Below are 26,914 nucleotides of genomic sequence, written 5' to 3'. Positions count from 1 at the left end.
GTATTGATACTCAAATTGTTGATGTCTTTAATTGTAGGTTGAGGATTTCTCTGAAACCCGTGTGCCTGCTGACTGAGACAAAGCCACCATGTTCAAGCGTAAAAAGATCGCCCAAGCGGTAAAAAACTCCTTCAAACTTGAAGCCCTGGAACAACGTATTCTGCTGTCTGCCGACCCGGTGTTCGGTGCGGTGCAGGCCATGCTTCAGAGGGATGACAGCCAGGATATTCTGGTTGATACGCGCGATGTTTATGTTTTGGACGAGGTTTCCGAGAATCAGCGAAACCTGGATGTGCAGGTTGAAGTGTACGATCGTCATACGCCGGCGGACAGTGAGTTGGTGGTGGCGCCCGGTGCATTCGATCTTGGTCATCTGGAATCATTTTCGGAAATTCTGGGTGACGGCTCCATCGTTGTGGGGGGAGACGACACGCTGGCAGGCAGTGGCGTTGCTCCGTTCAATGTGGTGGTCCAGGGCAAGCACAGCCCCGGCTATTCGCCGGGCGTTCAGGATATTGATGGCGATCTGGGTTACCAGAATGATGCGCTGGTTACCATTGAATTGGGCGGCACCAGTGCAGGCACGGGCGACAGTTTTCATGACCAGATCAACGTCAGTGGTGGGGTGAGCTTTGGCGGTACGCTCGAAATTGATCTCTGGCAGGACTTTACGCCTGAAGCCGGAGATGAATTTGTTATTTATACCTTTGGCAGTGCTTCCGGTCAGTTCGATAACGCAACTGGTCTATTCGGTTCAGCTGGCGATCTGTATTTCGATCTGGAACAGACCGACACAGAACTGAAACTTGTGGCCCGGGAATTCCTGCCTGGCATCAGCGCCGGCTTTTCTGTAATTGATGATGCTGTCGATACCGGCACCATCGCCGATGATATCGGCGCCTTCCTGAATATCGATTATTTCAATTCGCTCGGCTCGCCCGGTGATTTGTCATTCTCCGGTGAGTTTGACGCCGGGCTGATGGCCTTGTCCGGCGATTTCCTGCTGCAGTATTCAGAAACCGACCAGAGCCTCATTGTCGGTCTGGATGGCGATATCCGTGTCGGAAATAACCTGAGCATAAGCGGCGAATTCGGTTTGCAGCGTGATGAAACCGGTGATCAATTGCTGCTTGTTTCCAGGGACGCCACGGCGGTTATGTCGGCCGGTGCCTACGGCGTTGGGCTTACAGGTTCCAGCTTTGGTCTGGTCGCGGGTCCGGATGGTCTGGCACTGGAAGCTTCTGGCGGTTTGTTCGCCAATCTTGGCGATCAGTTGATGATGGCCGCTGAAGGTGCTGCGCTTTACTTCAATGATACCGGTGCGAACTGGGCAGGCACGACCGTCGAAGCTGGTGGCGTCGGTTATACCTTTAATTCTCTGGCGGCGACGGATCGCCAGGGTGTGTCCGTAACTGGCGCGGCCCTTCAGGTCAGCGATTTTATCCGCGCCGAGGGCAGCTTCTCGATCACCAGTGGGGAAGAGAGCCTGACGCTGGCCGACGGCCAGGCCGTATCGGCCGATGTTCTGGCCTTTGGCGGTCGGGGTCTCTCAGGTTTTGCCGGCCTTGACGGTGACAGTGCAGCCAGCACGGGTTTCTCTCTCACGAATCTCGATCTGGGGCTGGCGCTGCTGACTGACCAGGCCGCGACCGGTTACAGCTGGCTGGCACTTCAGGGGCTCGCGGGGGGTATCGGATTAGAGGGTGTTCCCGCTGATATCGTCATCACAGCCGAACAGCTGAAACTGGAGATCAACGAGGCCTTCGGCGGCGCTCCGATCATCGACTTCAAGGCGACACCTCTGGCCGTGGCCACGGGAGACGATGCGGACATTGTGTTGGCGTTTGATGCGGCAGCGGGCCCGCTGCTGCGGGCTTTCGGTGATCTGAATCTGGCGCTGGCAGGTTTCTTCTCGGTGTCCGGCAGTTTTGCCTTTGAGCGGTCCAGCGCCGAGGTCCGGTTGTCGGACGGCAGCGACCGCGCGGTGAATCTGATGACCCTGGGCGCTGAGAATGTCTCGGCATTTGCCGGCGTCAATGGCCAGACTCCGGAAGCCCTTGGTCTGTCGCTGGAGGATCTGGAGTTTGGCCTGGCGCTGATGAGCGACAAGGCCAACGCGGCCCAGAAGTGGCTGGCATTGGAGGGTAATGTTGCCAGCGTGGGTCTGGTTGGCATTGATGGCCTCACCCTGAGTGCGGAGGCGCTGGATCTGGCCGTCAACCGCAACGTTAGCAGCCAGGGTGAGCCTGTGGCCCAGGAAGACGAACAGGTTGCCACGGAACTGTTGTTGGAGACATCTTCCGTTACCGGTTCGGTGACGCTGGATTTTCTGGGCGAAGCGGCTCTGGTTGGTTTGCTGAAAGGCCGCTCCGACAGCAGTGCCCGACACAAACTGACCCAGGCAGCAGAGGAATTACTGAAGGCCGCGGCAACCGCTCATGGCGGCTACTCAGCCAACGATGTCGATGGGCAGGTGGTGGTCCTCGGTAATGAGACCGACGGTTTCAGTCTGACGTTTGGCGGCGCTCTGGCGGGGATCGACTTCAGTGATCTCGGGGTAACTGCGTCCGAAGGGCCTGCGCCATCGCTGACCGTGGTTCAGGTCGGCGAAACCGTTGCCCGGCCGGACCTGGTGGCAAATCTCGACGAGAATCTGGTGGTGGATTTCAGTGCCAGGGCACTGTCGGTCGCTACCGGCACCGGTAGCACTCTTGATCTAGATATGGACGGGGCGCGGGGCAGCCTGCTGGAAGTGTCCGGTAATATCAGTCTCGGCCTTGGCGATGCGGTGAGTCTGAGCGGTAACTTCGGCTTTTCCAGCAGCCTGGTTGGGACAGACCAGCAAGTGTTGAATGCCATTGCCACGGATGCCAGTGCAACGCTCGAAGTCGGTGATTTTGGCCTGGGCGCCACCGGCGCCAGTCTTGGCCTTGTTGTTGCCAGTGAGGGAATAGCGCTGGAGGCCAGGGGCGGCGTGTTTGCTGATCTGGGTGAATTTGCCGGATTAAGCGCCGCTGAAGCTTCGTTTTTCTACAACAACACCGGCCAGGATTGGACCGGTGAGTCGCTGTCGGTGGGTGAGCTGGGTTACACCTTTGGCCAGCTGGCTGCCACCGATCTCAGTGGTGTGGCTCTGACCGGGGCGGTGCTGGAGGTAGGCGACTTTGCCCGCTTCGGCGGCGATCTGGCGGTGCGGGATACGCTGGAGACGGTGACCGTTCTGGACGAGGCGGGCAACCGCAGCGAGCTTGAGGTGTCGGTGCTGAGCATCGGTGGTCAGAACCTGTCGGCCTTTGCCGGGCTGAATGCCGACAGTGAGGACCGGACCGGTCTGGCACTGACCGATGTGGCCTTCGGAGCGGCCTTTATGGCCAGCCGGGCGGCGGAGTCGTCCGAGTCGTTTGTGGCGGTTCAGGCCAGTGCCGGTATGGCGGGCCTGGTGGGTGTGGATGACCTGACGCTGTCCGGTTCGTCCCTGAGTGTTGAGATCAACCGGGCTTCCGGGGACGGCCGTCTGGTGGATTTCGCTGCCCGCAACCTGGCGGTGAACACCAGCGCCGGCACCGAGCCGTCGAGTGTGAACCTGGCCCTGGATGCCACCGAAGGGGAGTTGCTGCGGGCCCGGGGTGAGCTTGCGCTGGATGCGTTTGGCTTTTTGCAGACCTCGGGTGCCTTTGCCATTGAGAAGAAGCTTGGCGATCTGACCCTGGCCGATAATCCGGCGACGGACACCGATGAATCGGCCGATGTGGTTGCGGTGGATCAGCTGCTGATCGGCGCCTCGGGACTGAATGCCTTTGCTGGTATCAATGGCGGTAAGGCCAATGCCATAGGCCTGGCGCTGGAGGATGTGAACTTGGCGCTGGCGCTGCAGACTGAGCGGTCGGGTGCTGCACGCAGCTGGACAACACTGGAGGCCAGTGTCGGAAGCGCTGGTTTCGTCGGGGTAGAGGGATTGGCTCTTGGGGTTGATTCCTTAGCGGTCGGTATCAACCGTTCGGCAGCCGACGGCAGCACCGCGGACTTCAGCGATGGTGCCACCGAACTGGCTGTCCTCACCGGTCCGGCCAGCAGTCAGGCGCTGAGTCTGGACGGCAGCCGGGGTGAGGTGCTGGAAGTGGCCGGCAACCTGAGCCTGGACGTGTTCGGGTTTGTGCAGGTGGCCGGTGGCTTTGCCCTGACCAAACAGAGTGCGCCGCTGGATCTGACCCTGGCCGGCGGTGACGAGGTTCAGGCTGAGGTGCTGCTGCTAGGGGCCTCGGATGTGCGGGCGTTTGCCGGTATCGACGGCGGCAGTGATGAGGCCGTGGGCCTGGAACTGGCCGGTGTTGATCTGGCACTGGGGCTGTTCAGTGACACCCTGGATGCGACGCGCAGCTGGACCAGCCTGCAGGCCAGCGCGGCCAGTGCCGGACTGATCGGCATTGACGGTCTGACGCTGGGCGGCGACAGCCTGAGTGTCGAGATCAACCGGGCCGGCAAGACCGGTGATGCGGTGATTGATTACGGGCTGATTGATCCCGCCGACGCGGACAGCGGCCGGGCCACGGCGCTGACCGTGGCCACCGGCCCGTCCGATTCGGTGGAGCTGACCATGGACGGCGCCGAGGGCGAGCTACTGCGGGCCAGCGGCAATCTGGCCCTGGACGCCTTCGGTTTCTTCCAGGTGCGCGGTGGCTTTGCCATTGAGCAGAAGAACGCCAGTTTCTACCTGAACGACGGAGTGATTGTCGAAGAGGGCAGTGGCGAGACGGCGCAGGCGCCCACTGAGATCGACGCCCGGGTACTAACCATTGGCGGCAGTGGTCTGGAGGCGTTTGCCGGTGTGAACGGTGGCACCGCCGAGGCCATGGGCTTTGCCCTGGAAGCAGTGGATTTTGGTCTGGCCCTGATCAATGAACAGGTGGCGCCCGGGGCGACGGCGCGCCAGTTCACCACGTTGGCCGCGGACGCCGGCCGGGTGGGTTTTGTGGGTCTGGACGGCCTGTCGGTCAGTGCCGAACAGTTGCGGGTGGAGATCAACCGGGGCGTGGCCGGTGAAGCCGGCGCGGCGGATGTGGTGATCGACCACAGTTTCCGGCAACTGGAGGTGCTGGCCGGGGCTGGCACCACGGTGACCCTGGACAGTGACGGTGCCCTGGGTCAGCTGACCCGGGCCTCGGGCGATCTGAGCCTGAACCTGTTTGATTTTGTGACGCTGGACGGCATTCTGGCGTTTGAGCAATCCACCCGGACGGTGACCCTGGCCGAGCGCGACGGCGCTGCCGAACAGGTGGCGGTGGATGCGTTGCTGGTGGGCGGCAGCGAGCTGGAAGCCTTTTTGGGCATTAACGGCTCGGATCCGGCCTCACGGATCGGGCTGGGCCTGAGCGAGACCGATTTCGGTCTGGCCCTGCTGGCCGACCGGGAAACCGGCCAGCGCAAGTGGACCAGCCTGCAGGCCAGTGCGGCGCAGCTGGGCTTTGAAGGCATTGACGGACTGACCGCCGAGGCGACCGAGCTGAGTGTCTCGATCAACCAGGCCAATGATGACAACGCGGTGGTGGATTACGCCGCAGGCGCCACAGAACTTGCGGTCCCCATCGAAAGTGCCGGCGGCAGTATCGCCTTTGCAATGGAGGGTTCCGAAGGTGAGACCCTGAAGGCCGCGGGCAATCTGGCGCTGGACGTGTTCGGTTTCTTCAGCGTTACCGGCGGCTTCGCCATTGAGCAGCGGGCTCAGGAAGTAGGTCTGATTGATAGCCAAGGCAATCGCTCGGCCATTGATCAGGCGCAACTGATTACCATCGGCGGCAGCGACGTGGATGCCTTTGCTGGTATTAATGGCGGTAGCCCGGACCAGGTTGGCCTGTCACTGGGTAACCTCGACTTCGGTCTGGCGCTGATCAGCGACCCGGACGATGCCGCCCGCAGCTTTACCACCCTGCAGGCCACGGCCGGCAGCGCCGGCCTGGCTGGCATTGACGCGTTGACGGTAAAGGCCGAGCAGGTGCTGGTGAACATCAACCAGGGCATCCAGCTGGACGCCATTCCCGAGATTGTCACCAAAGTGAATACCCGCCTGGGACTGAGCGTTCCGGTTGAGACTGCGGGTACCTTAACGGTCAGCCGAGGCACGACCAGTGCAGAGGTGGCCTTCACGGGTGACAGCACTAACGCCGATATCCTTTCGGATCTGACAGCTGCCCTCGAATCCCTGTCCGGCATCGGCGCGGGCAACGTAGTGGTCAGTGGCAACCGCTACGACGGCTACGAGATCGAGTTCGTCGGCGATCTGGCCGGCACGCGGATTGATGACCTCACGGCGGGCTTCACGGCAGCGCCGGCCACCGCGACGGTGACCGAAGCCGGGGTCGCCAACCCGGGGGTCAACGAGATCAAGGAGCTGGTGCTCCAGGCCCTGCGGGACGAGCCGGCGCCGGTGACGGTGCGGGTGGACAAACTGGACGCCGGTAACCCGGGCGTCAATGAGCTGCAGCGTCTGATTCTGCTGGGCGACACCACCGCCCGGGCGTCCAGCTTCAGCGCCACGGTCACTACCCTGGCCGACGGCATTGGTGTGGCCCAGAACGAAACCTACGGGGTGGTGTTCAAGAAGGCCTTCGGCGAGCAGCGCTTCCGGCTGTTCTTTACCAGCAACCCGACTCTGCCGGCGACGCCGTTCTACTTCAACTGGGCGAAGGATCCGGCAAAAACGATCCAGGATCTGACCAGTGAGTTTTTGCGCTTGCTGAATACCGCCGATGCCGGTCTGGATTTTACCGTGACCGCGGACGATGTGCAGGTGCGCCAAGATAGCGCTTTCACCGGCATCGGCAACCGTTACCTGATTGAGTTTACCGGCCAGCTGGCTGGGGTGAGCCTGGGCAACATCGGCATGAGCTCCGAGAAGGGCAGCTTCAGCTTCGGTCGTCAGCAGGTCGCGGGCGAGAGCAGCCCGGAAGTGCAGCAGCTGGAGCTGGTAACCAGTGGTTCGGGCAGTTACACCCTGAGCCTGGAGCACAACGGCAAGACTTACACCACCACGGGGCTGGAATACATTGCCAACGCGGCGACGCTGCGTTACGCCCTGAACACCGCCTTGGGCCGGGATGGCGAGGTTTCGGTGACCAGCAGCGCCAAGGGTAACTTCGTGATCACCTTCGAGGGCGATTTGGCCGGCGAAGATCTGGCGCCCTTGAAGGTTACCGCCACCGACAGCAGTGCGGTGCCGGGCGGTCGGTTTGCGCTGGTATTCGATGGTCAACAGACCAGTTTAATTGAGTACACCACCGATGGTGCCACCCTGGCCAGCCGGGTGCAGGGTGCCCTGGCCGAGGCGGGGTTGACCGATATTGCGGTGAGTTACAACGCGGCGCAGTCCACCAGTGGCCAGGTGGGGCTGGACCTGCGGTTCACGGGCGATCTGGCCAGCAGCGACCAGCCGCCGCTGTCGGTGGTGGCGACTGACCTGGAGAATGCCAGCGCCGAGGTGCGCACGGTGGTGGACGGGGAAGGCCCCGTGGCGCCGGTGCAGCGGGTGTTGGTAGACCGCGAGTTTGAGACAGACGGTGAGTTCCGTCTCAGTGTCCGCATCGACGGAACGACTTACACCACTGGGCTCCTGGCTTTTGGTCTGGATATCGAAGAGTTTGCCAATGCTCTGTCAACGGCAACCTCCGCCGATAATCTCATCCTGGGCGACCGGGGCACCGTCTCGGTTAATGGTGAGATTGACCGTTACGAAGTGGCGTTCGGCGCAGGTTTCAATGGTGCCGAAGTCAGCACGTTGCAGGTGCGGTCGCTGGATGTCGACCAGGATCTGCCTGAGGGCGATTTCGAGCTCTCGGTCGTTAATGCAGACGGCGAACGCCAATTCAGTGCGCCAATTGCCTACAGCGACGATACCGGCACGCTGCGTACGAACATCCAGAACGCGCTGGATGGCCTGTTCGGCGCAGGCAATGTAGTTGTGACCCTGGCGGAGGACAGCGACAGCCGCAGCAGCGAATTTGAACTGAGCTTCACCGGCGATCTGGCCACCACCGATGTGGCCAACATCACCAGCCACTTCGGCAATCTGGACCTGGCGGTGGTCAAGCCGTTCAACCAGGTGCAAGGCGAAGCCCGGGTGGGTGAAGTCCAGCAGGTAAAGATCGACGCCGAGACTGCGGTAGTGCGTTATACCCTGGCCCTCAACCATGGTGGCCAGAGTGTCACCACCGGTGAGCTGGCCACCAACATGAGTCGGAGCGAGGTCCAGTCGGTGCTGGAGGCGGCCATGGCGGAGCTGGGCACCGAGGTGGGTGAGGCCGTCTCGGCGGAGGTGGACCTGTGGAGTGGCCAGCTTCTGCAAATCCGCTTTGGCGGTGCACTGCTGGGCCAGGATGTGGCGCCGGCAGTGGCCACTGTGGTGGCGCCGGATGCGACGGTGGATCTGTCGGTGCTGCAGGCCGGCTTCACCAACGTCCAGGAGGCGGTGCTGGAGCGTACGCTGGTGGTGGATTACAGCGTGATCGATGAGGCCACCGGCGAGCGGGCGACGCAGCTGGATGTGCGCAACGGCGCGGTTGAAAGCGATGTCTTTACCCTGGACATGGACGGCAGTCGCGGCGAAGTGATGGAAGCGGTCGGCGATCTGACCATCGACGTGGCGGGCTTTGTGGGGCTGACGGGTCGCTTCGGGTTCAGCAGCGAAACCCGGGGCACGGAGCAGTACCTGGTAGCAGCCGGTGCCGAGATCACCGCGCGCCTGGCGGCGGGTGAGGCGGCTTATGTGGAACTGAAGGATGCGGACTTCGGGTTCCTGAGCAACAGCACGGGTGAGCTGGCGTTCGAGCTGAGCAACGGCACCTTCGATGCGGCGATCGAAGGCCTGACGGGTGTGAGTGCCGGTGAAGTGATTGTTCAGTACACCAATGCCACGACGACGATAGACGCTGGTACCAGCGTTGAAATCATGGATTTGAGTTACACCTTCGGCGAGCGCATCGAGGCCAATACGATCGCTTTCGGCGTCAAAGACTTCAGTGCGAGTGTCGGCGGATTTGTGACCCTGGATGGAGATCTCGGGTTCAAAAAAGTTGCCAGTGATATTGTCGCGGTAGGCAACAACGTTAGTGCTGGCCTGGGCGTAGAAGAGGTCATCGAGCTGAGCCTGACTGGTGCGTCCTTCGGTCTGATGGCCGGTGCCGGGAAAACCGCCTTCGAACTGAGCAAAGGCAGCTTCTCTGCCAGCATCGCAGGTTTTGAAGCGATTTCCGCCCGTGAGGTTATCGTCCAGTATACCAATTCGAAAACCACGGTAGATTCCGGAACCGAGTTGTCAGTGGGGGATATCCAGTATCGGTTCGATCAGGCCATCAGTGCGAGTACCGTGGCTTTTGGCGTCAAGGGTTTCAAGACCAGCCTTGCTGATTTCGTAACCCTTGAGGGTGATCTGGCTTTCAAGCAGCAGGGAAAGGATGAGAACCGGGAGATCATCGCGGTCGGCAACAATATGGGTGCGTCCCTGAGTGCCGGATCTGCCGCCGGCCTGAGTCTTGCCAACGCCGACTTCGGGCTGAAGTCCAGTGCCGCCGGCGGTGTGGTATTTGAGCTGGCCAATGGCGAATTCAACGCCAATATCGTCAACCTTGCCAATTTGTCTGCCGGTAGCGTGTTTGTCCGTTACAGCAACAGCACCGGTACCGTCCTCGCGGGTGAGACTCTCTCGGTCGGTTCCATCGCCTACACCTTTGAACAGTCGGTATCCGCCAACAGTAAAGCGTTCGCGCTCGAAGACTTCAGTGCCAATGTCGCTGATTTTGTCCGAATCAGCGGTGATATCGGCTTTGCCCTCGATACAGGTGCCGGCGCCGGGGACGAGCGTCGTCTGGTCGCCGTAGGTAACGATTTTGCCGCCTCCCTGGAGGCGGGATCAGCCGGTTATGTCCGACTGTCGAAAGCGGATTTCGGGTTGGTCGCCGAAGGTGGCGAGATGGCGTTCGAGCTCGATAATGGCCGCTTTGATGTCAGCCTCGCCGGTCTGGCTGGCGTGTCCGCCGATAGCATTTCTGTACGCTATTCGACGGATGAGGCAACTGCTATTGCCAAGGGAACGACAATCAACGTTGGGGCCGTCTCCTATACCTTTGACCGCGCATTGAACGCCGATACGGCCGCGTTCGCGGCTCAGGGTCTGAAAGCCAGTCTGGCGGACCTTGTGACCCTCGAGGCGGATGTTTTCTTCCAGCGAGTTGAGAATACGGATCTGGTGGTGCGGGACGGCAATGATGCGGAAACGGTGAGTGCCTCTGGCCTCAGTTTCGGCGCGGCAAACGCCAGTTTCTTTGTGGGTGTTGAAGCGGAGAAACCGGCCGACCGTACCGGCTTTACATTAGAGAATGTCGGCTTCGCTTTTGCGGCTCTCAGCAGTGGCAACCGTTCCTGGACCTCGCTGGAAGCCTCCGCCGATGCCATCGGCTTAACCGGAATCGATAACGACGTATTCCGGATCGACGCTTTCCGGGATGTTGACGTCGCCATCAACCTGGCCGCTGATGATGGCAGTGTCATCGATTACACCGCCAGCCGGCAGGAGCTGGGCACAGTGGTTGGTGAGGAAGCCATATACGCTCTTGATCTGGACGGCAGACAGGGCGAAACCATCGCTGCTTACCTCGATGTGGATCTGGCGATTACCAGCTTCTTCCGGGTTTCGGGCACTGTTGGCGTTGAGTCATTGACTCGCAACGCTATTTTGTCCACCGGCGATACCGTTGGCGTAGAAGGCCTTGTGCTCAGTGCCGCAGGTCTGGATGCCTACGCGGGCATTGCAGGTGCCGCCGAGCTCGTTCTGGATGATGTGGGTTTTGCTCTCGCGCTGCTTGATGAAACCGGCGGTAGCCGGAGCTGGACAAGCCTTCAGGGAACCGCCGGCAACGTGAATTTTGATGGTCTCGGGGATCTGGTGCAGATCAGTGGGTCCGATCTGGATGTGGCCATCAATCTCGCTGCTGAAGATGGCTCGACTGTGGATTTCGCGGCCTCGGCCGGTGCTGGCTATCAATTCGGTTCTGACCGTACCCGTTTGCTGGATATGACCGGGGGCGAAGCCATTCGGGCTTCCGGCTTTATCAGTCTGACTGCGTTTGATTTCCTGCATGCCGAAGCGACTCTGGTGTTTGAACAGCAGCAGACTGAACTGGCCCTGAATACCGGCGAGCGTGTTGATGTCGACCTGCTGACCATTGGCGCCCTGGATGTGACCGCCTTTGTGGGTGTGAATCCCGGAACCGCCGGGGCTATCGGGTTCGGTATCGAGAATGTCGACTTCCTGATGTTGACTATGGCTGAGTTGGCGCCGGTGGACGGCAGTGCGGCACGGCAGTGGTCAACCATCACCGGTTCTGCGGCGAGTGCCGGCTTCAAGGGTGCCGACCTGCTGTCAATTACCGGTACCAATATCGACCTGTCCCTCAACCGGGCGGCGACTGATGATTCGTTGATTGATTTCAGCGCGACGCCTCTGGACATCGGCAGCTTCCGGGTGGAACTGCCGAAGATGGACTTGCCGACTGCAGCGATCTCCGGCTCGTTTAATCTTAAAGCGTTGAACTTTATCGACGTATCAGTCGATCTGGCCATCACCCAGAACTTTATCACGGTGGATCTGGACGATGGGTCCCAGGCGGATGTCGCGATGCTGACGTTTGCCGAGACTGATCTGGATTTCTTCGCCGGAGCCAATGGTGTGGGCTTTGGTCTTCAGGAGGCCGCGTTTGGTTTCGCCATTTCCGTTGATCTGCTGAATCCGACCCGTTACTGGATTTCTGCAAAGGCCAATACCAGTCAGGTCGGTTTCACTGGCCTGGACATTCTGACGGTGGAAGCCAGGGACATGGACCTGGTCCTGAACACGGCCTCGGCTGATGGCCGTTCCATCGACTTTTCACAGCGCTCGGTAGAACTGGATGACGGATTTGGCGTGCGCCTGGCTCCGGGGCCGGGCTCAGGGTCTGCCAGCGGAATTGTGCTCGACATGGCTGGTGAACAATTGGGCGTTTCGGGCGATTTGTCCCTGAATCTGCTCGGTGTCGTGCAGGTAGATGGTTTCTTTGCCTTCTCCCAGTCGGTTCAGTCGGCGGTGTTGACCGATGGCCAGACCACCCAGGTTGATGCGTTGACGTTTACTGCTGTAGACGCCAACGGCTTTGTCGGTGTTGACCTTGGCGGCAGCAGTCGGTTCGGGTTCGAAATAAGCGACCTGGATTTTGGTCTCGGCATTCTTACCGACCGTCAGAACCCCAATCGTCAGTGGACCATGATGCAGACCGATATTGGTCGGCTTGGTTTTGTTGGCCTGCCCGGTATCGGTCTCTCAGCCACAGATATTGATCTTTCTTACCTGAAAAACCCCTTGGATGGGATCGGGATCGATCTGGCCGAGACGCCGATTTCCTTCGGCGACCTCGATCTGGCGTTCACTCTTGATGATATCGGGCCTGAGGTTGGTAGTCTGCTGGGCTTCAATGGCGGGTTCGAAGTGGATCTGTTCGGCCTGGTGAAGTTCACGGATGAGCTCGACATTGTTCTTGAATTTGAAACCCTGGTACTGAGTGACGGCAGTCTTGAGGACGTTGTCTATTTCACCCTGGGTGCCGCCAATCAGGATATCTTTGCCGGTTTTGGAGACCGTAACGACGGGGGAGTCGGGCTTGCCATAGACGATCTGGACCTTGCTGCCGCAGTGGTTCTGGGGCTGGGCGGTGATGCCTGGGTATCCGCCAAGGCGAGCACTCAGTTTGCGGGACTGGTGGGACTGCCGTTTATGGACTTGAAGGTCGACCAGGCCAATCTCGCCATAAATACAGCCAGCGATGGTCGGGTAATTGATTACAGTGCCAAGGCACTGCCAATCCCTCTCGGGGTTGGCGGCAATGTCGGAGGTATCGGAGGAAGTACCGGTGGCGACAGCGAACTGGTTCTGGATCTGGACGGCAGCCGGGGAGAGATTTTTGCGGTGGATCTGGCGGGCGCAACGCTGGCCATAGAGAATTTTGTTCATCTGAGTGGCGATATTTCCTTCAGTCTGGGCCGGGAGGAAGGCGTTATCCTCGGAACCGATGCCCTTGATGATGGCCAGAGTTTCGACACTATCAATATGGCAGGCACTGACATCAATGCTTTTGTGGGTATCGGTGACCCGTATTTCGGGATTGGTGACCCGGACGGTGCTATCGGTATCTATGCCGGTGGCGTGGACTTTGCGTTCAGTCAGTACAAGAACGACGAATACAGCCTCAATGCACTGGGACTTCAGATCGACCAGGCCGGCGTGGTGGGTCTGGATCCTGTGCTTACGGCACGGCTCGAGAATGTACAGGTGGCGCTGAACAGCGCCTCGCGGGCACCGAAAACAGACGCTCTGGCCTGGATCGATTTCCAGAGAACCTATGGAGAACAGGGACGCGAAATGCCTACCCTGGGCGGCTCGGTGTTCCTTGATCACGACCGTCGTATTCAGATTGCCGCCAGTGTTGAGAACGCCCAGATTTCGGTTGCAGAGTTCCTGCATCTCGAAGGCTCGCTGGCGTTCAGCAAGGGCGAGACCCGCCAACTGGTCAAAGTGGAAACCGGCATTCTTGGCGAGGTCGGACTGGATACCCTTTATCATGATGTCGAAATCATGACGCTCGGGGCATCCAATCTCAGCGGTTATGCCGGGATCGGGGATCCGGGCTCGGATGATTTTATTGGTCTTGCGGTCGAAGATGTTGATTTGGGTTTGTCGTTGATGACGGCCACCGGCTTCGCTGGTGTAAAGATTGATCGCATCGAACGGGCTTTGCCCAAGTATATTTCTGGCAAAGCCAGTGTGGGCTCTGCCGGTCTTGTGGGCATGGAAGAGGTGCTGGATGCCCGCCTTGAAGGTATTGAGGTCAACATCAATACCGGTCTGATAAAGGGGCTTGAAAAAGCGGCTCTGATCCTGCCAATGCCCCATATTGATCTGATGCAGGGTGGGGTTGATCCGGAAAACTTTTTTGATGAGCTCAATCTGCCTTCCCCGGATCTGGAGTTTCTGCCAGATCTGCCGCCCGGACTTCCTCTTGGCAGTGTCGGTGACATCTTTAATGCCGTGGGCGAGATCAAGGATATCCTGGACGGTGATCTCAGTTCACTGATTGAGGGGCTGGCATTGCCAGCACCGGGAGAACCGGTGTTCGGTGATCAGGGCCTGCGGGTTGAAACGGGCAATCCAGACAGCCCCGTGTTTCTGGATTTCGACTCCGAAATCATTCAGGCGAAGGTTGAGTATTTCCAGGGTGACCTGGCGGGTATTCTACAGGTTGCCGGTTCTATCGCGTTTACCAAGCGTGGCGGTGAAGTCGTTACTTTGTCCAATGACACTACAAGAGAGGTCACGTCTCTGGCCATTGGTATGTCGAATGTCTATGGGTTCGCAGGGATTGGCGGATACTGGCAAACCAACAGCGAAGGGCGAATCGACGGATCAAGTCGCGACGAAAGCGCCATTGGTCTGGCGGTGGAAGACCTGGACATCGGGGCGGTCTTCATGCTGGACACCAATTTAAGCAATCCGGCGGCCTATTTCGCTGCCCAGGCCAATCTTGAAATGGCGGGGCTTGTGGGGATCGACGGCGTCACGGCCGAAGTCAATGATCTGATGCTGGATCTCAATCAGGCCCTGAGCGGTGATATGGCTGTGGTGGACTTCAGCCAGTCGAGCTACGAACTACCCGACGGCAGTGTGGCTGCCGGTTACCGGATTGAAACCGGGGATGACGCCTCACCGATTGTCCTTGAATTCGACGAGCGCCTGATCCGATTGCAGGGCGAGGCTGCGTTTGACCTCTTCGGTATGGCGACCCTGGATGGTGTGGTTGAGGTCAAACTGACGGACGAAGAGTTCACACTGTTTATTGATGCAGCCGCGTCTGTGGGCGGATTCCTCGAGGGCAAGGGCCGGGCCTTGCTGGTGGCCGACAACAGCGGTCTCGCCGCCAGCTTTGGCTTGTCGGAAATCAATCTCGACCTTGGTGCGGTTGAGCTCAACGTCGATAGTCTACAGTTCGTCATGAACACCACCGGCAAGGTGGTCAGGTACGATGTACCGGTGGAGTTTCAGGAGAGCCGGGGGCTTCCGGCCGTGCTCGAGATCAGCAACATTCCTCCGCAGAAAGAGACGCCTGCGGACTTCTACCTTGGCCTGTCCGGTTCCGGTGATCTCTCCCTGCTTGGCGCTCTGAACCTCGATGGCAACTTTTCTATCCTTCTGAGTGACACGAATGGCGAGGTTCTGACCGAGCTGACGCTCGATATGAAGCTCGATTTGCCGGTCTTCGAAGAACTCCGTGCAACCGGTACTCTCGGGCTGGTGGCGGGTAGTGATGCCGGCATCTACGGAGCGCTGTCGCTCGGCGGCTCCGGTGAGGATTCGGTGCTGATCCAGGCCGGTGGCGTCTTTACCCTTGCCGGTGCCTTCAACCTGCGCCTGAATACCACCGGATCAGAGCGGACGGTGACCGTGATTGATAAAAACGGCACCGGGTTTACCCAGGAAGCGGTCTCTGCCGAGTCATTGTTCATTCAGGGTAACGCGTCGCTGGACCTGGCCGGCGTGTTGTCCATGTCCGGCGGTGCTCGCCTGCAGATCGACAGGGATGGGGTTGAAGCTGCCCTGGATATGAATATTGATCTGGGCGTTCTCGGCGACATTGAGTTTGTCGGGGCCGCACGGTTCACCGTGGAAAACGGAACGCCGGCTTTCGCGCTGTACTCCAAAGCCGGCTTTGACTTTGGCCTTGCCGTTCTGCAGGCAGAGACCACGGTTGAGATTCAGATAAACACCGGGTCACAGGCGTATATTGCTACGGATAGCGCTGGTAACGAGCTGGCAACCATCGCAGGTGATTCTTTCCGCTTTGGCCTGGATGGCAAGCTGTTCATGCTGCCGTTCCAGGGTGAATTTGACGGTGAAATATCCTTTGAAGACAACGTCTTCGAACTTCGGGTAGACAAAGCCTCGTTCGATTTCTTTGGCGTGATTGGCGTCGATGTCAGCGGTTACATCAACAGCAAAGGCGAATTTCTGATTCAGGGCGGGGTCAGCTTCGGCGTGAGCCTTGGTCCCCTGCAAATCGAGGGCGGTCTGGAGCTTACGCTGGCCCACAATGGCTTTGGCGGCCGCCTCTACGGGTCCGTAGGGCTGGAAATCGACCTCGGTTTCTTCTCCAAGACCGTCACCCTTGCGGGTATCGATGCCAGCATCGGCATTTTCTCATCGGTGGCCCATGCCAGCTTGTCGGTTACCGCGCTGGGTATCACATTCTCTGGCAGTAAGACCTGGAGGCTGGGACCGGATCCAGTGCTGGCCGAAATGTCAGGAGGCACTCTCTACCTCAACGTGGGTGACCGGGCTGAGCGCCGCGGTGAACTCTACGACGATATTAACACCGAGAGCTATAACCTCATCGATAATGGTGGCGGGTCGGTCACTGTTGAAGGGATTGGCTTCAGTCAGACGTTCAGTGGTGTAGACACGATTGTCGGTAATTTTGGTGATGGCAACGACAGTTTAATGGTCGACCCGAACCTGACTGCCGGCCTGAACGTCAACATGGGTAAAGGGGATGATTTTGTTCAGATCGAGACCGGTGCCACCGGACGACTCGACATAGATCTGGGCGATGGCGACGACACTCTCAATGTATACGGCGGCGCGGGCAACAGTGTGTTCCGTTCCGGCTCCGGCAATAACAACATCATTAACAAATCGGCCCAGCCTTTCTACGATGAGGATCTCAACTACGTTGACTTCGATCCTGTGGCAGTGTTCCTTGGCGACGGAAACAACCGTTACCTTGGTGGCGCCGCGGATGAGATCATCCGGGTCGGGTCGGGTAATGACGAAATCATCACGTTTGACGGTGATGATCGCATCATCGTGGCTTCGTCCGGTAACAAGAAAATCGATGCCGGTGACGGTGATAACCAGGTTACCGTAAACGCCGGCGGGGTTCACAACATCACTCTGGGCCGCGGTGACAGTGTGGTGGAACTCAACGGCGATGGCTTGAACACGGTTTATGCCGGTGATGGCGAAACCAATGTGTTCATTAATAATGCCGCCGGTACTCATACGCTGGTCGGTAATGATGGTTTCGACCAGGCCTGGCTTGACATCGACAGCGCCGGTGAGGCGGTGGAAATTGGTGCCGGCTCCTTCGCCCTCGGCGACCTGACGGTCAACCTCGAAAACAACTTCGACATGCTTAATGTGGAAGACCTCTCTTCCAATGCCACCGTATTGCGTAACGCCTCAACGCTCGACAATACCTGGGGCGGTAGTGGCCTCTCGCTGATCAACGATCAGAGCGCCATTGATGTTACTGACCTGACCTTCACTGCTCCGGAGGGGCGGCTGGCCCTATACGGCCGGGGCCTGATCGGCACGCTGAACACCGATGTGGCAGTTCTGACCGTTGTGAACAGCAGCACATCTGACCATGCCGATGTCATTGTCCGTGAAGCGGATGATCTGGCCATTGCGGATTACTTCGGCTTTGATGACCGGGAAGGGGGACTGATCGCTGCCAGCGGCGTGCTTGATCTGCGCCTGGCTGCCGAGGGCAGTACTCTGACCCATCGCAGCGGGGTCATCAGGACCTCTGGCCTGAGTGCCATTGTTCTGCATGCTGATGATATCGATCTGAGAGCCGGCACGGATTCCGTGCAGGGTTCGGGCGAACTGATCATCCGGAGCAACAGCGAATCCGGAAGTTACCGGATCGGCTCCGCCGCGCAGACCCGGTTTGGTATGGATTATTCCACCCGGGACTATGAGGGCTTTCTCAACCTGTCCATGCGGGATGTGGACGCCCTTCGCTCCGGCTTCGCCGTGGTGAAGATTGGCCATCAGACTGCGGACAACCGGATGACCATCGGCGACCTTGAGCAGTCGACGTTCGACGCCTACATGGTGCTGCAGACGGATGGTGACGGGGCGGGCATCCGCAACTTCGAAGGCCAACGCCAGTTTGCCGTAGCGCCGACGACGTTTGATGCCCGACTGCGGGACAAAGCCGTCCTGAAAGGTGGCTTTGTGCAGGTTGTCGGCGATGTCCGGGCTACCGGTGATATCCATGTAGAGGGTGAATCGCTGCAGATTCGTCGGACCAACGTCCACGGGCCGGCAGGTGCTTCGGATTCGGGCATTACCGCTGATCGGGTCTATCTGACTGTGTCGGAACAGATGCTTCACGGTGGCTGGATCAAAGCCGATCGGCTGGTTGATATTGTCATTGACCAGACCGATGGTGGTGGTGCCCTGCAAACCTACAGTGAAGGCCCGGTAAGCCTGGTGGCTGACCGCGGCAGCGTGATCGAGACCTACGAAGACAGCAGCAGACTGCGGATAGATGCAAACCAGGCGGTTCGGATCGGCACCGAGGTTATTCTCGAAGCCGATGGCGCGACCATTGATATCCGTGCCGGAACCGGCCTGACTGTGCTTGATGCTGCAGTGCTGGCGACCCGGGGAGATAACAGCACCATCAATCTGAATTCGCAAACGTTCCTTCACATGGATGTTGGCTCAGCCGTAACCTCCGGTGCCGAGTTTGTGGATGTAAACGGTACCCAGACGCCCCGGATCTCCGGAACCGGTGCAACCCTGACTATCGACACAGATGGTGAGTTGCTGATTGGTGGCGCGCTTACCTCGGCTGGCAACATGAACCTGAACTACGGCGATTCGCTGCGGGGTCACGAGGAGTATTTTGACCAGATCCTCGGTCGGACGCTTTCAGAAACCACACTTTCAATCAACGACAACCTGATCAATGGTCTGAACAGTGGTGAACTCCCGGCAGAGATTCTCGCGTTAATTCGCGCGGAGAACCTGTCTCTGGATTCCGACTCGGCCGATTTCAGTGTCGAGACCGTTGGGGTGTTTACCGAATTTGCCGATCTCTCCGAAGCTGATAAGGCCAGGGTTGCCGAGTCTCTGGGCTATCAGGTGGTTGAAGGTGCCCCTGTGATTCTGCCGGATGGCACACAGGAAACCGGCCCGGTGTTTTACAACCCGGAAACCGGTGAGCTGGTGACCGGCTTTACGCAGGGCCCCATGCCCACTGAGGGCGACTACACCCTGGTGAGCGGACCCGTGTATGTGAACTGGGGAGCGCCTGAAGGTAAGCAGGTTGTCACGGATTTCCGGACGGGAATCGCTCCCCAGTACCAGAATGAAAACATTGCCTGGGGTAGTGAGCCAGCCCCAGCAGACGGTGCCCCTTTCGACGCTCTGACAGCATCCCAGCAAACGATTGTTCTCGAGCAGACCGGGTACCAGTGGGATCCGGCGGTGGAAGTGTACTTCAACGACCAGAAACCCGAGAGTGAGCGGTATCTGGAAACGCTGACAGAGGGTGCGCCGCTGGACTATACCATCGCCGATATTTTCTGGGGCGAGGTAGCGGTACCGGCCGAGGGTACCCCTTTTGCGGAGCTTTCGGCCGAACAGAAAGCGGCGGTTGCCATAAGCCTTCGTTATGACCTGCTGGAAGGCGACTGGTACTACAATCCGGACGCGTCGGGAGATCAGCGTCTGGTTCGTGAACTGGTCACAGGACCGGCGCCGGATTATTCCAATGCGACCCTTTGGGTCGGAGCATCGGAGCCCGGGGAGGAAGTTCCATGGACTGCCCTTGATGATGCCCAAAAGGAGGCCGTGGTAAGACACCTCGGATACAGTGAATTCACCCGTACGGTGTACTTCAACCCGGGTGCTGACGCAGCGGAACAGTGGCGTGAGGCCTTCATTGAGGGTACAGGCACTAACGCGGATTACGCGTTTGAAGACATAGACTGGGGACTGAACGCACCGGATCCGGACGCAGCGTTCGAAAATCTTGACGACCAGCAGAAACGACGGGTGGCCTTGCACCTGGGCTACGACGAATACCGGGGCGTGGTCTACTTCAAGGCCGATGAGCCCGCATCCAGCCGCTTTGCGCTGTCATTCACCGAAGGCGAGGACTACCAGAACGACCAGGTTACCTGGAGCGAGCTGGTGGCTGTGCCAGCGGCCGACGCTGCGTTTGAGGATCTGAGCCTGGCTCAGAAGCGCTATGTGGCTGAGCAGCTCGGCTTTGAAACCTATGAAAACACCGTTTATTTCAATGCGGACGATCAGGATCGTCCGTTGGCTACGGCGTTTACCCTGGGCGTGGATTACACCAATGCCACGGTGCCCGGCCTTGAGGGCTCAACGCCCAACCGCTGGGTGGTCAGCGACGGCAGCAATCGTTACATGGTGTACGGGGCCGATCCGGACGGCGATGGCATTATTGACAGCATCGAGCTGCGCGAAGTCCATCAGCTGTTCGGACAACGTGGTTTCGGTTTCCTGCTCACCGGAACCCTGACCACGCTTGCCGACAACGTGGATTTTGTGGTGCAGGGGGCTGAAGACACTATTGTCCGTGGCGATATCAATCTGTTGGGCGCGAGCTCGGACCTGACCCTGCAGTCAGACCGTTTCACCTATGTTGCAAGCGCCATGAACGTTACCGGCAATGTGACTTTGCTGGGTGGTGTGGCGCTGGATGGCACCCAGTTGGGTGGCGCGAATGCTGATCACCTGAGTGTCTGGGTGGACGAGACCACCAGGATCGAGACCCTGGAAGCGGGTACGTCCATTGTGGTCAGGGGCGGTAAAGACGTTTATATGGGGGCCGGTGCGGTCGCCGGTGGTCAGAGCAATACAGAGGGTGTCGTCTGGGCAGGCCCGGGCTCGGAGATTGACCTGGAGGCGGGTTGGCAGCTGATGCTGACCAACAGTGTGCTGGCGTCGGGCGATATTACCGTTCGCAGTGGCACCGTAGCCGGGTTTGATAGCAACAGGCCGACACTGGTGCTGAGCACTGCGGCCGGGATAGTGTCTCGCGCGGTGACGCCAGACGGCGGTGGCTCATCGATCACCCTGGAGACCGGCGGTGATGCCCAGTTGATGGGTGAAATTCTGGCCGGTGGTACCAGCCGTAATGATGTGGTCACTTGGAGCGATGAGTCAGGAACGTTAAGCGTTCAGGCAGATGGCCAGCTTTGGCTGGGTGGGCGTACGGTTAACATTGATAACGAGCCGGTTGAGGTGGGCGGCACGCTCCGGGCTCGAGACCGCATTGACATTGGTGGTGGAGCCCACGAATCGGGGATTGGGGTTCGCTTGCCAGGATCGGCCCTTGTGGCGACCTACGGCGCGGCCAGCGTGATCGATATCCGCTCGGCCAGTAATGCCACCGCCAGTGCAGTCATTGCGGCAGGTGCGAATGTGACCCGTGTTCGTGATGCAGACGGCTTCACGCTCGGTCGACTGGTTGATTTCCGTGAGGGTAATTCACAGCTGTTGATTTCGGCCCAGGGCCAGCTCAAGGTCGGGCGCGACCTGACCGCCGGCAGCCTGCTGGATTTGCGTGGTGGGCTTGGGGATGCCAGCGGTACCAATGAGGATCCCGGGCTTCAGTTGCTGAGTTCAGCGCAGCTGAAGACGCTGCGCCCGAACAGCCAGATCAACCTGCGTGGTACCGGCGATGTTGAACTGATGACACCGGCCTGGAATCAGCAGGTACTGGCGAATGGCTTTGCCCAGTATGCCAGTGGAACCGTGAGCGAGACTGTACGCCTGGCCATGACCATCGATCTGGGCACGGAAACCCTGACTGGTGTGGTGGAGTTGGCGGCAAAACAGCGCACTGGCGGGCTGATTGAGTTGGCAGCCGATCTGGAAGCTGCGATTGCAGAAACCGAGTTCAAGGTCGAGGGTTCCGACAGTACCGCTAAAACCGATGCCATCGATGTCCGTTTGAATGACAGTCGCCTGCTGTTCACCAGTGAGGTCAACTTCAAACTGGCTCAGGTGGCCTCCGGTGGCACCAGTGCCAACGTAACAGAGATGCTGGGTCTGGGGCAGTTGCAGTCCCGGGATCTGTCCTCGTATACCTTCTATGCGGTTGATGCCAGTGCAGCCGGCTCCCGGGTGAACTTTGTATCCGAAGGTAGTGAAGGCGGCCAGATAACCGTGGCCGGTTGGGTGCGTGCCCACGATTCAGTCAATTTCTCCAGCGGCGGCCAGACCGTGGCCCCGCAGGACCTGGAACTGACTGCGTCAGGGCGACTGGAAACCCTGACGGGTAATGTGGACTTTAACCTCGGCGCCTCCGGTACATTGAGAGGGGATCTGGTTGCGCGGGGTGACGATGCGGTGATTACGATCAGGGCGGCTGAACGCCTTGATATTCATGGATCGTTGATCGCGCGCAGCGGCATTGTGATCGAGGCAGGCAGCCTCGAGAAAGCTGGCGCTACCAGCCTGGTAACGCACGGAACCGCTGAATTTACGGTACTCAGCAGCGATGGTTTTATCGACATCCGTGGCGTTAACGACGTTCAGATCAACAATGTTGTCGGTGAAATCATCCAGAACGATGAGCCGGATGCCAGTGTGCCTTACCGTCTGGATGTGGTCTCTGACTACGGAACCTTGGCTCTGGATGCCCAGTCCGGCCGGCTTTTCAGTTCGGTGCTTCTGAACCTTTCGGGAAGGAACCTTGATCTTGCGGGTGTGATGGGCACGCAAAGTGGGTCCGGAAGCAGTTTCCGGAGTGACGTGACCATGACGGCGGAGGCATCGGTAGAACTGAGCGGTACCAATCGCTTCGGCGGTTCTGTTGGCATTACCGCCGGATCCGACATTGCGGTGTTCGATGCCCAGTTACTGACCGCGACAGGCCAGCGTATGAGCATGCTTGCCCAAGGTGCGGTGACCATGGGCTCGGTCGGAACTCGAAGCGGTGCCGTGGTTGTTCAGTCCGGATCGGACGTGGTGATTGAATCTGGCCAGGGTGTGGTGTTGGCGGACGACTCTCAGCTTGGGGTGTCTGACCACAACTCGCGCCTGTTGATCGAGGCTCCGGAGTTGTTCCTGGCTGGTGCCCTGCTGGCGGGTGCCGAATTTGATGCAGATGACCGGAGTATCAGCTGGACTGGCAGCGCCAGTCGCATTGATCTTCGTTCAGAGCGTTCTGTGACCATGGGTAGCGAAAACTCCGGTGCCGATGTACGGGCGACGGGCGATATCCGTGTAAGTGCTGGCCGGTCAGCGACCGACCTGGGTATGTGGCAGCGTGAAAACAGTACTCTGGCAGTCAATGCGGCCGGCTTTGATGATGTCGGTCTGACACCGATACCAGGTCAGGCACCCGGTACGATTACGATTCAGTCGGAAGGTCGGGTTCAGTTGCATTCTGCGGTCGAAGCTCTGGACACCGGATCAACGATCAGCATTCAGTCCCAATCCCAGGTGATCATTGACGGATTGGTGACGGCCGATAGTGATGTGACCGTGTCGGCTGGCAGTCACAGCAGTGGTGTTGCCATTCTCGTGGATACCCTGGTGCTGGATGACAACAACGAGTATGAATCCGGTGGCACCCTGGATACTGCCAGTGGTGGCGCCATGACGTTGACCGCGACCGGTGACATCGTGGTTCGGGGCGTTGTCGGGCAGCAGGAGCTTGGCCAGGGCAAGATCAGTGATCTGACCATCACCTCCACAACCGGTGATATCCAACTGTTCCGGGATGTGGATTTCCGGGATTCGGTGGCGATGTCGGGCCGCAATATTGATGTTCTGGCAGGCAGCCGGGTGTGGGCAACCGGAGAGGACTCTTCGATTTACCTTCAGGCCCGTGAAGCCATGAATGTGGCAGCCAAGTCCGGTGACGAGTTGGCTGCCATCATTCAGGCCGATGCGCTGGTCCACCTGTTTGCACAGGACATGACAGTCGATGGTCGTATCAATGCCGGTCTGACCGGCGATGATGACAATCCTGTCGGCAACCAGAATGGCCGGATTCTGATTAATGCTGTCAAGACCTTACGCACCCAGGGTTTCATGACGTCCGATGACCGGATCGAATTGAATGCCGGCGTTGACAGCCGTTGGTCTCGTGAAAGGCTCGAAGGTGATATTGCCGAGTCTCAGCTGAGCGGCGGCGATGTGTTTGTTACCGGCCAGGCTATTCTCTCAGCGGTCAATGATCTGGTGGTCAAAGCAGGAGGCAACGTGACGCTGGATGCGGATCCGGTCATCTCCGAACCGGATTCTATTCAAGTGCCGGTATACACGACCCGGACCGAAACCTATGAAGAAATTGTCGGGTACCAGTTGGTGGCAGTGGATACTGTTCAGGTCCCGGTGATTACCTGGGAAACGATCACCCTCGAAGAGCAGACAGGTACCGAGCTGGTTCAGGTCGGAAATGACGTATACAAAATGAATGTCGATCTTCGTCAGATTGGCTACTGGAATCCAAATGCCGACGCTGATGCTCGGTTCCGGGAATTCCTGATCGAGGGCGTGGATTACTTCAATTCGTCTGATGCCCTGGCGATTCATGGCACAACGTTCGACAACGATAAGGTGATCGACTGGTCCGCTTATGGCATCAACGTGACCATGACCAGCGACTACACCGATGACGATTATCAGGATTTCTCGGATCTGACTGCGGACGCCAAGGCCGCTGTCCTGAATCATTTGGGTTATAAAAATCTTTACGACTTCAGTTACAACAATGCCCAAGTTGAAAGGACCCGCGGCATTGAGGTGAAAACCGAAGCGTGGACCCCCGACTGGGCAGATGCGTACAATGCTGGAAAATCAGCCGGTAAGGGCTATTCCGATCGTTTGGAACTGGATAGCTGGACGGTTTATGCCGTAGATGTTGCCGGCTGGCGTGACCGCTATGTTCTTATGCCCGAAGGGGCCAACAATGACGTCGAGCGGGTCAGCTCTTTTGGCGAATCGTTCACCTACGATAGCTACGTGGGTCAGTATCGTGATCTGGCGACCATCAAATACGAACAGGATCGGTCCGCTTACATCGAGACTGGAAAGGGAACCACTCAGTATTCGTCCGAAGATCCGGACGACAGTTATCGGTACAAACTCAACTCGGAGCCCAATTACGGTGATGCATCGGTTTACGGTAACGACTGGGAGGGGCCGAACCCCCAAAGTCAATGGAATGATTTTGACGATAGCCCAGCGCGCTGGGAGGTAAAATATGCCGAGGGCGGACAGCGGGAGTTCGAGATTATTGATTCTCGCACCGGTGAGAGTGCCGTGTTCATGGGCAGGATGCCGGACTGGCACTGGGACAGCAGCGGTAAGGCAAGTTATGGCGTAAGCGGTCAGAATGCCCAATACAAAGCCATTGAAGGCGGCGGCTATCGTTTCATTATTGATGACGATGGTAATGCCCGTGTCACCTACGATTCGGTTAACTTTGATTTCGACCGTTTCATTACGGCGGATCAGCAGTTCCTGGAAACGACGGCTGATCTGTCGATTCGTGGTGGGGGCAGTCCTGTCTCCACGAGTTATGAGTTGGTGGCCTATGAACGGGATGGCTATAACCAGCGGGACTATTTCCGTCGCGAGACCAACGACAGCTATTACGGCCACGTCAACTTTGCGTACAACTACCAGCAGTTTTTGCGGCTTGTGTCTAACCCGGACATCATAGTGCACTTGGCGTGGCCAACGACTGGTGTTCAGAATGCTGCCATCGAGCGTTTGACGGGCAAGTATGAATGGATTGGCATCCAGCGGACATCCAAGGGCGGGGATTTCGCCTATTACGCAAAAGGCCTGGGTTTTGCCTATGCAGAGAACGGCTCCGGAGCCAAAAAATCGGGCAACCTGGCCTATACCCGCTGGAATGGTGGAGAACCCAATAATAGTGGTGGCGATGAGCGTGCTGTTGAAATGTACGGCGGCGGTAAATGGAACGATGAAAGCACTGGTTCCAAGCGATTCGCAATCTTCGAAATCCGGCCTTATTGGGATGTTGACAGGAACGTTTACGAGACCTTCAAGGATTACCTTTACGACTGGGAATCGGGCTGGAACCCCATTTTTGATCTGAGAACCAATCAGAGCTTCAGTTGGACCAGCTTTGCTGACCCTGTGTTCGACAACGTCGATATATTTGAAGAAGTTACCTACGAACGAGAAGTGCGGGATGAAGAGACCCGCACGGTTTGGGAAAAACAGGCGCAAACCAAAACGCAGACCCGCCTGGTCACCGAGGTTACCTATGAAACCCTGGCTGCCCTGGGAAGCGGATTCAATGGCGAGACCCTGAATGCGGCCAATATCGAGATTCGTTCGGGCGGCAATACGTCCATTAATGGCGTGGTTTCTGCCGATGACACCCTTGCGGTCAGCGCCGGACAGAACCTTGTGGTCTCCGGCATGGCGGCGGCAGGAGCAGAACTGCCATCGCTGGCACAACTGTCCGCCGGTGATCGGCTGACCCTGCACGCGGGGGTTAATCTGACCGTCAGTGATGCGGCGGATATTCGGGTGACTGACGCTGGTGGCGAATTCTCCGTGAGTGCGGGCAGAGTGGTCAACCTTGGCAGTGCACTCTCCCAGGCGCCTGGCGGCTCTGGCGACGGTGATCGGGCCAGCGCGAGTGATATGATTGCCGCATTTACCTCGGCGGGCTCAATGACGGTCGAGGCTGGCAGCGAACTGCAGTTGAGTGGCGCCTTTGAAGCCAGGTCGGCACTGAACCTGAGGGCAGGTGTTTTGGCACTTGCTCCCGGCGGCAGCGGTTCGATCAATTCCGACTTTGAGACCCGTCTCATCGCCGAGGACATTGTTCTGACCGGTGGTCAGTATGGCGGCAATATCACCCTGGTTGAAAATGCGCTCACCGCTACTTCAAGTCTGGGCGTTTCGGCGGTGGCTGGTCGAGTTACCTTTGACAGCGGCAGTGTGCAGACCGGAACTCTGACAGTTACCGCGGAACGGGATATTGCGATTGCCGGAAGTGAGTCGGGGGATAACTCCATCAAC

The 26,914-nt window shown here is 58.6% G+C and carries 1 protein-coding gene (cut by a window edge); it reads left to right on the top strand.

What is annotated here, in order from left to right; genetic code table 11:
- Nucleotides 1–88: 88 nt before the first annotated feature.
- Nucleotides 89–26,914, top strand: part of the annotated coding region (locus BM035_RS01685; RefSeq protein WP_139216006.1) for an LEPR-XLL domain-containing protein (this coding region is incomplete at its 3' end). Its footprint extends 13,196 nt past the window's final position; 26,826 of its 40,022 annotated nt are in view.

The sequence above is a fragment of the Marinobacter sp. DSM 26671 genome, assembly GCF_900112835.1.
Lineage (GTDB): Bacteria > Pseudomonadota > Gammaproteobacteria > Pseudomonadales > Oleiphilaceae > Marinobacter > Marinobacter flavimaris.
Note: the sequence above shows the minus strand (reverse complement) of the source record. Positions and strands in the feature narration are given on the sequence as shown.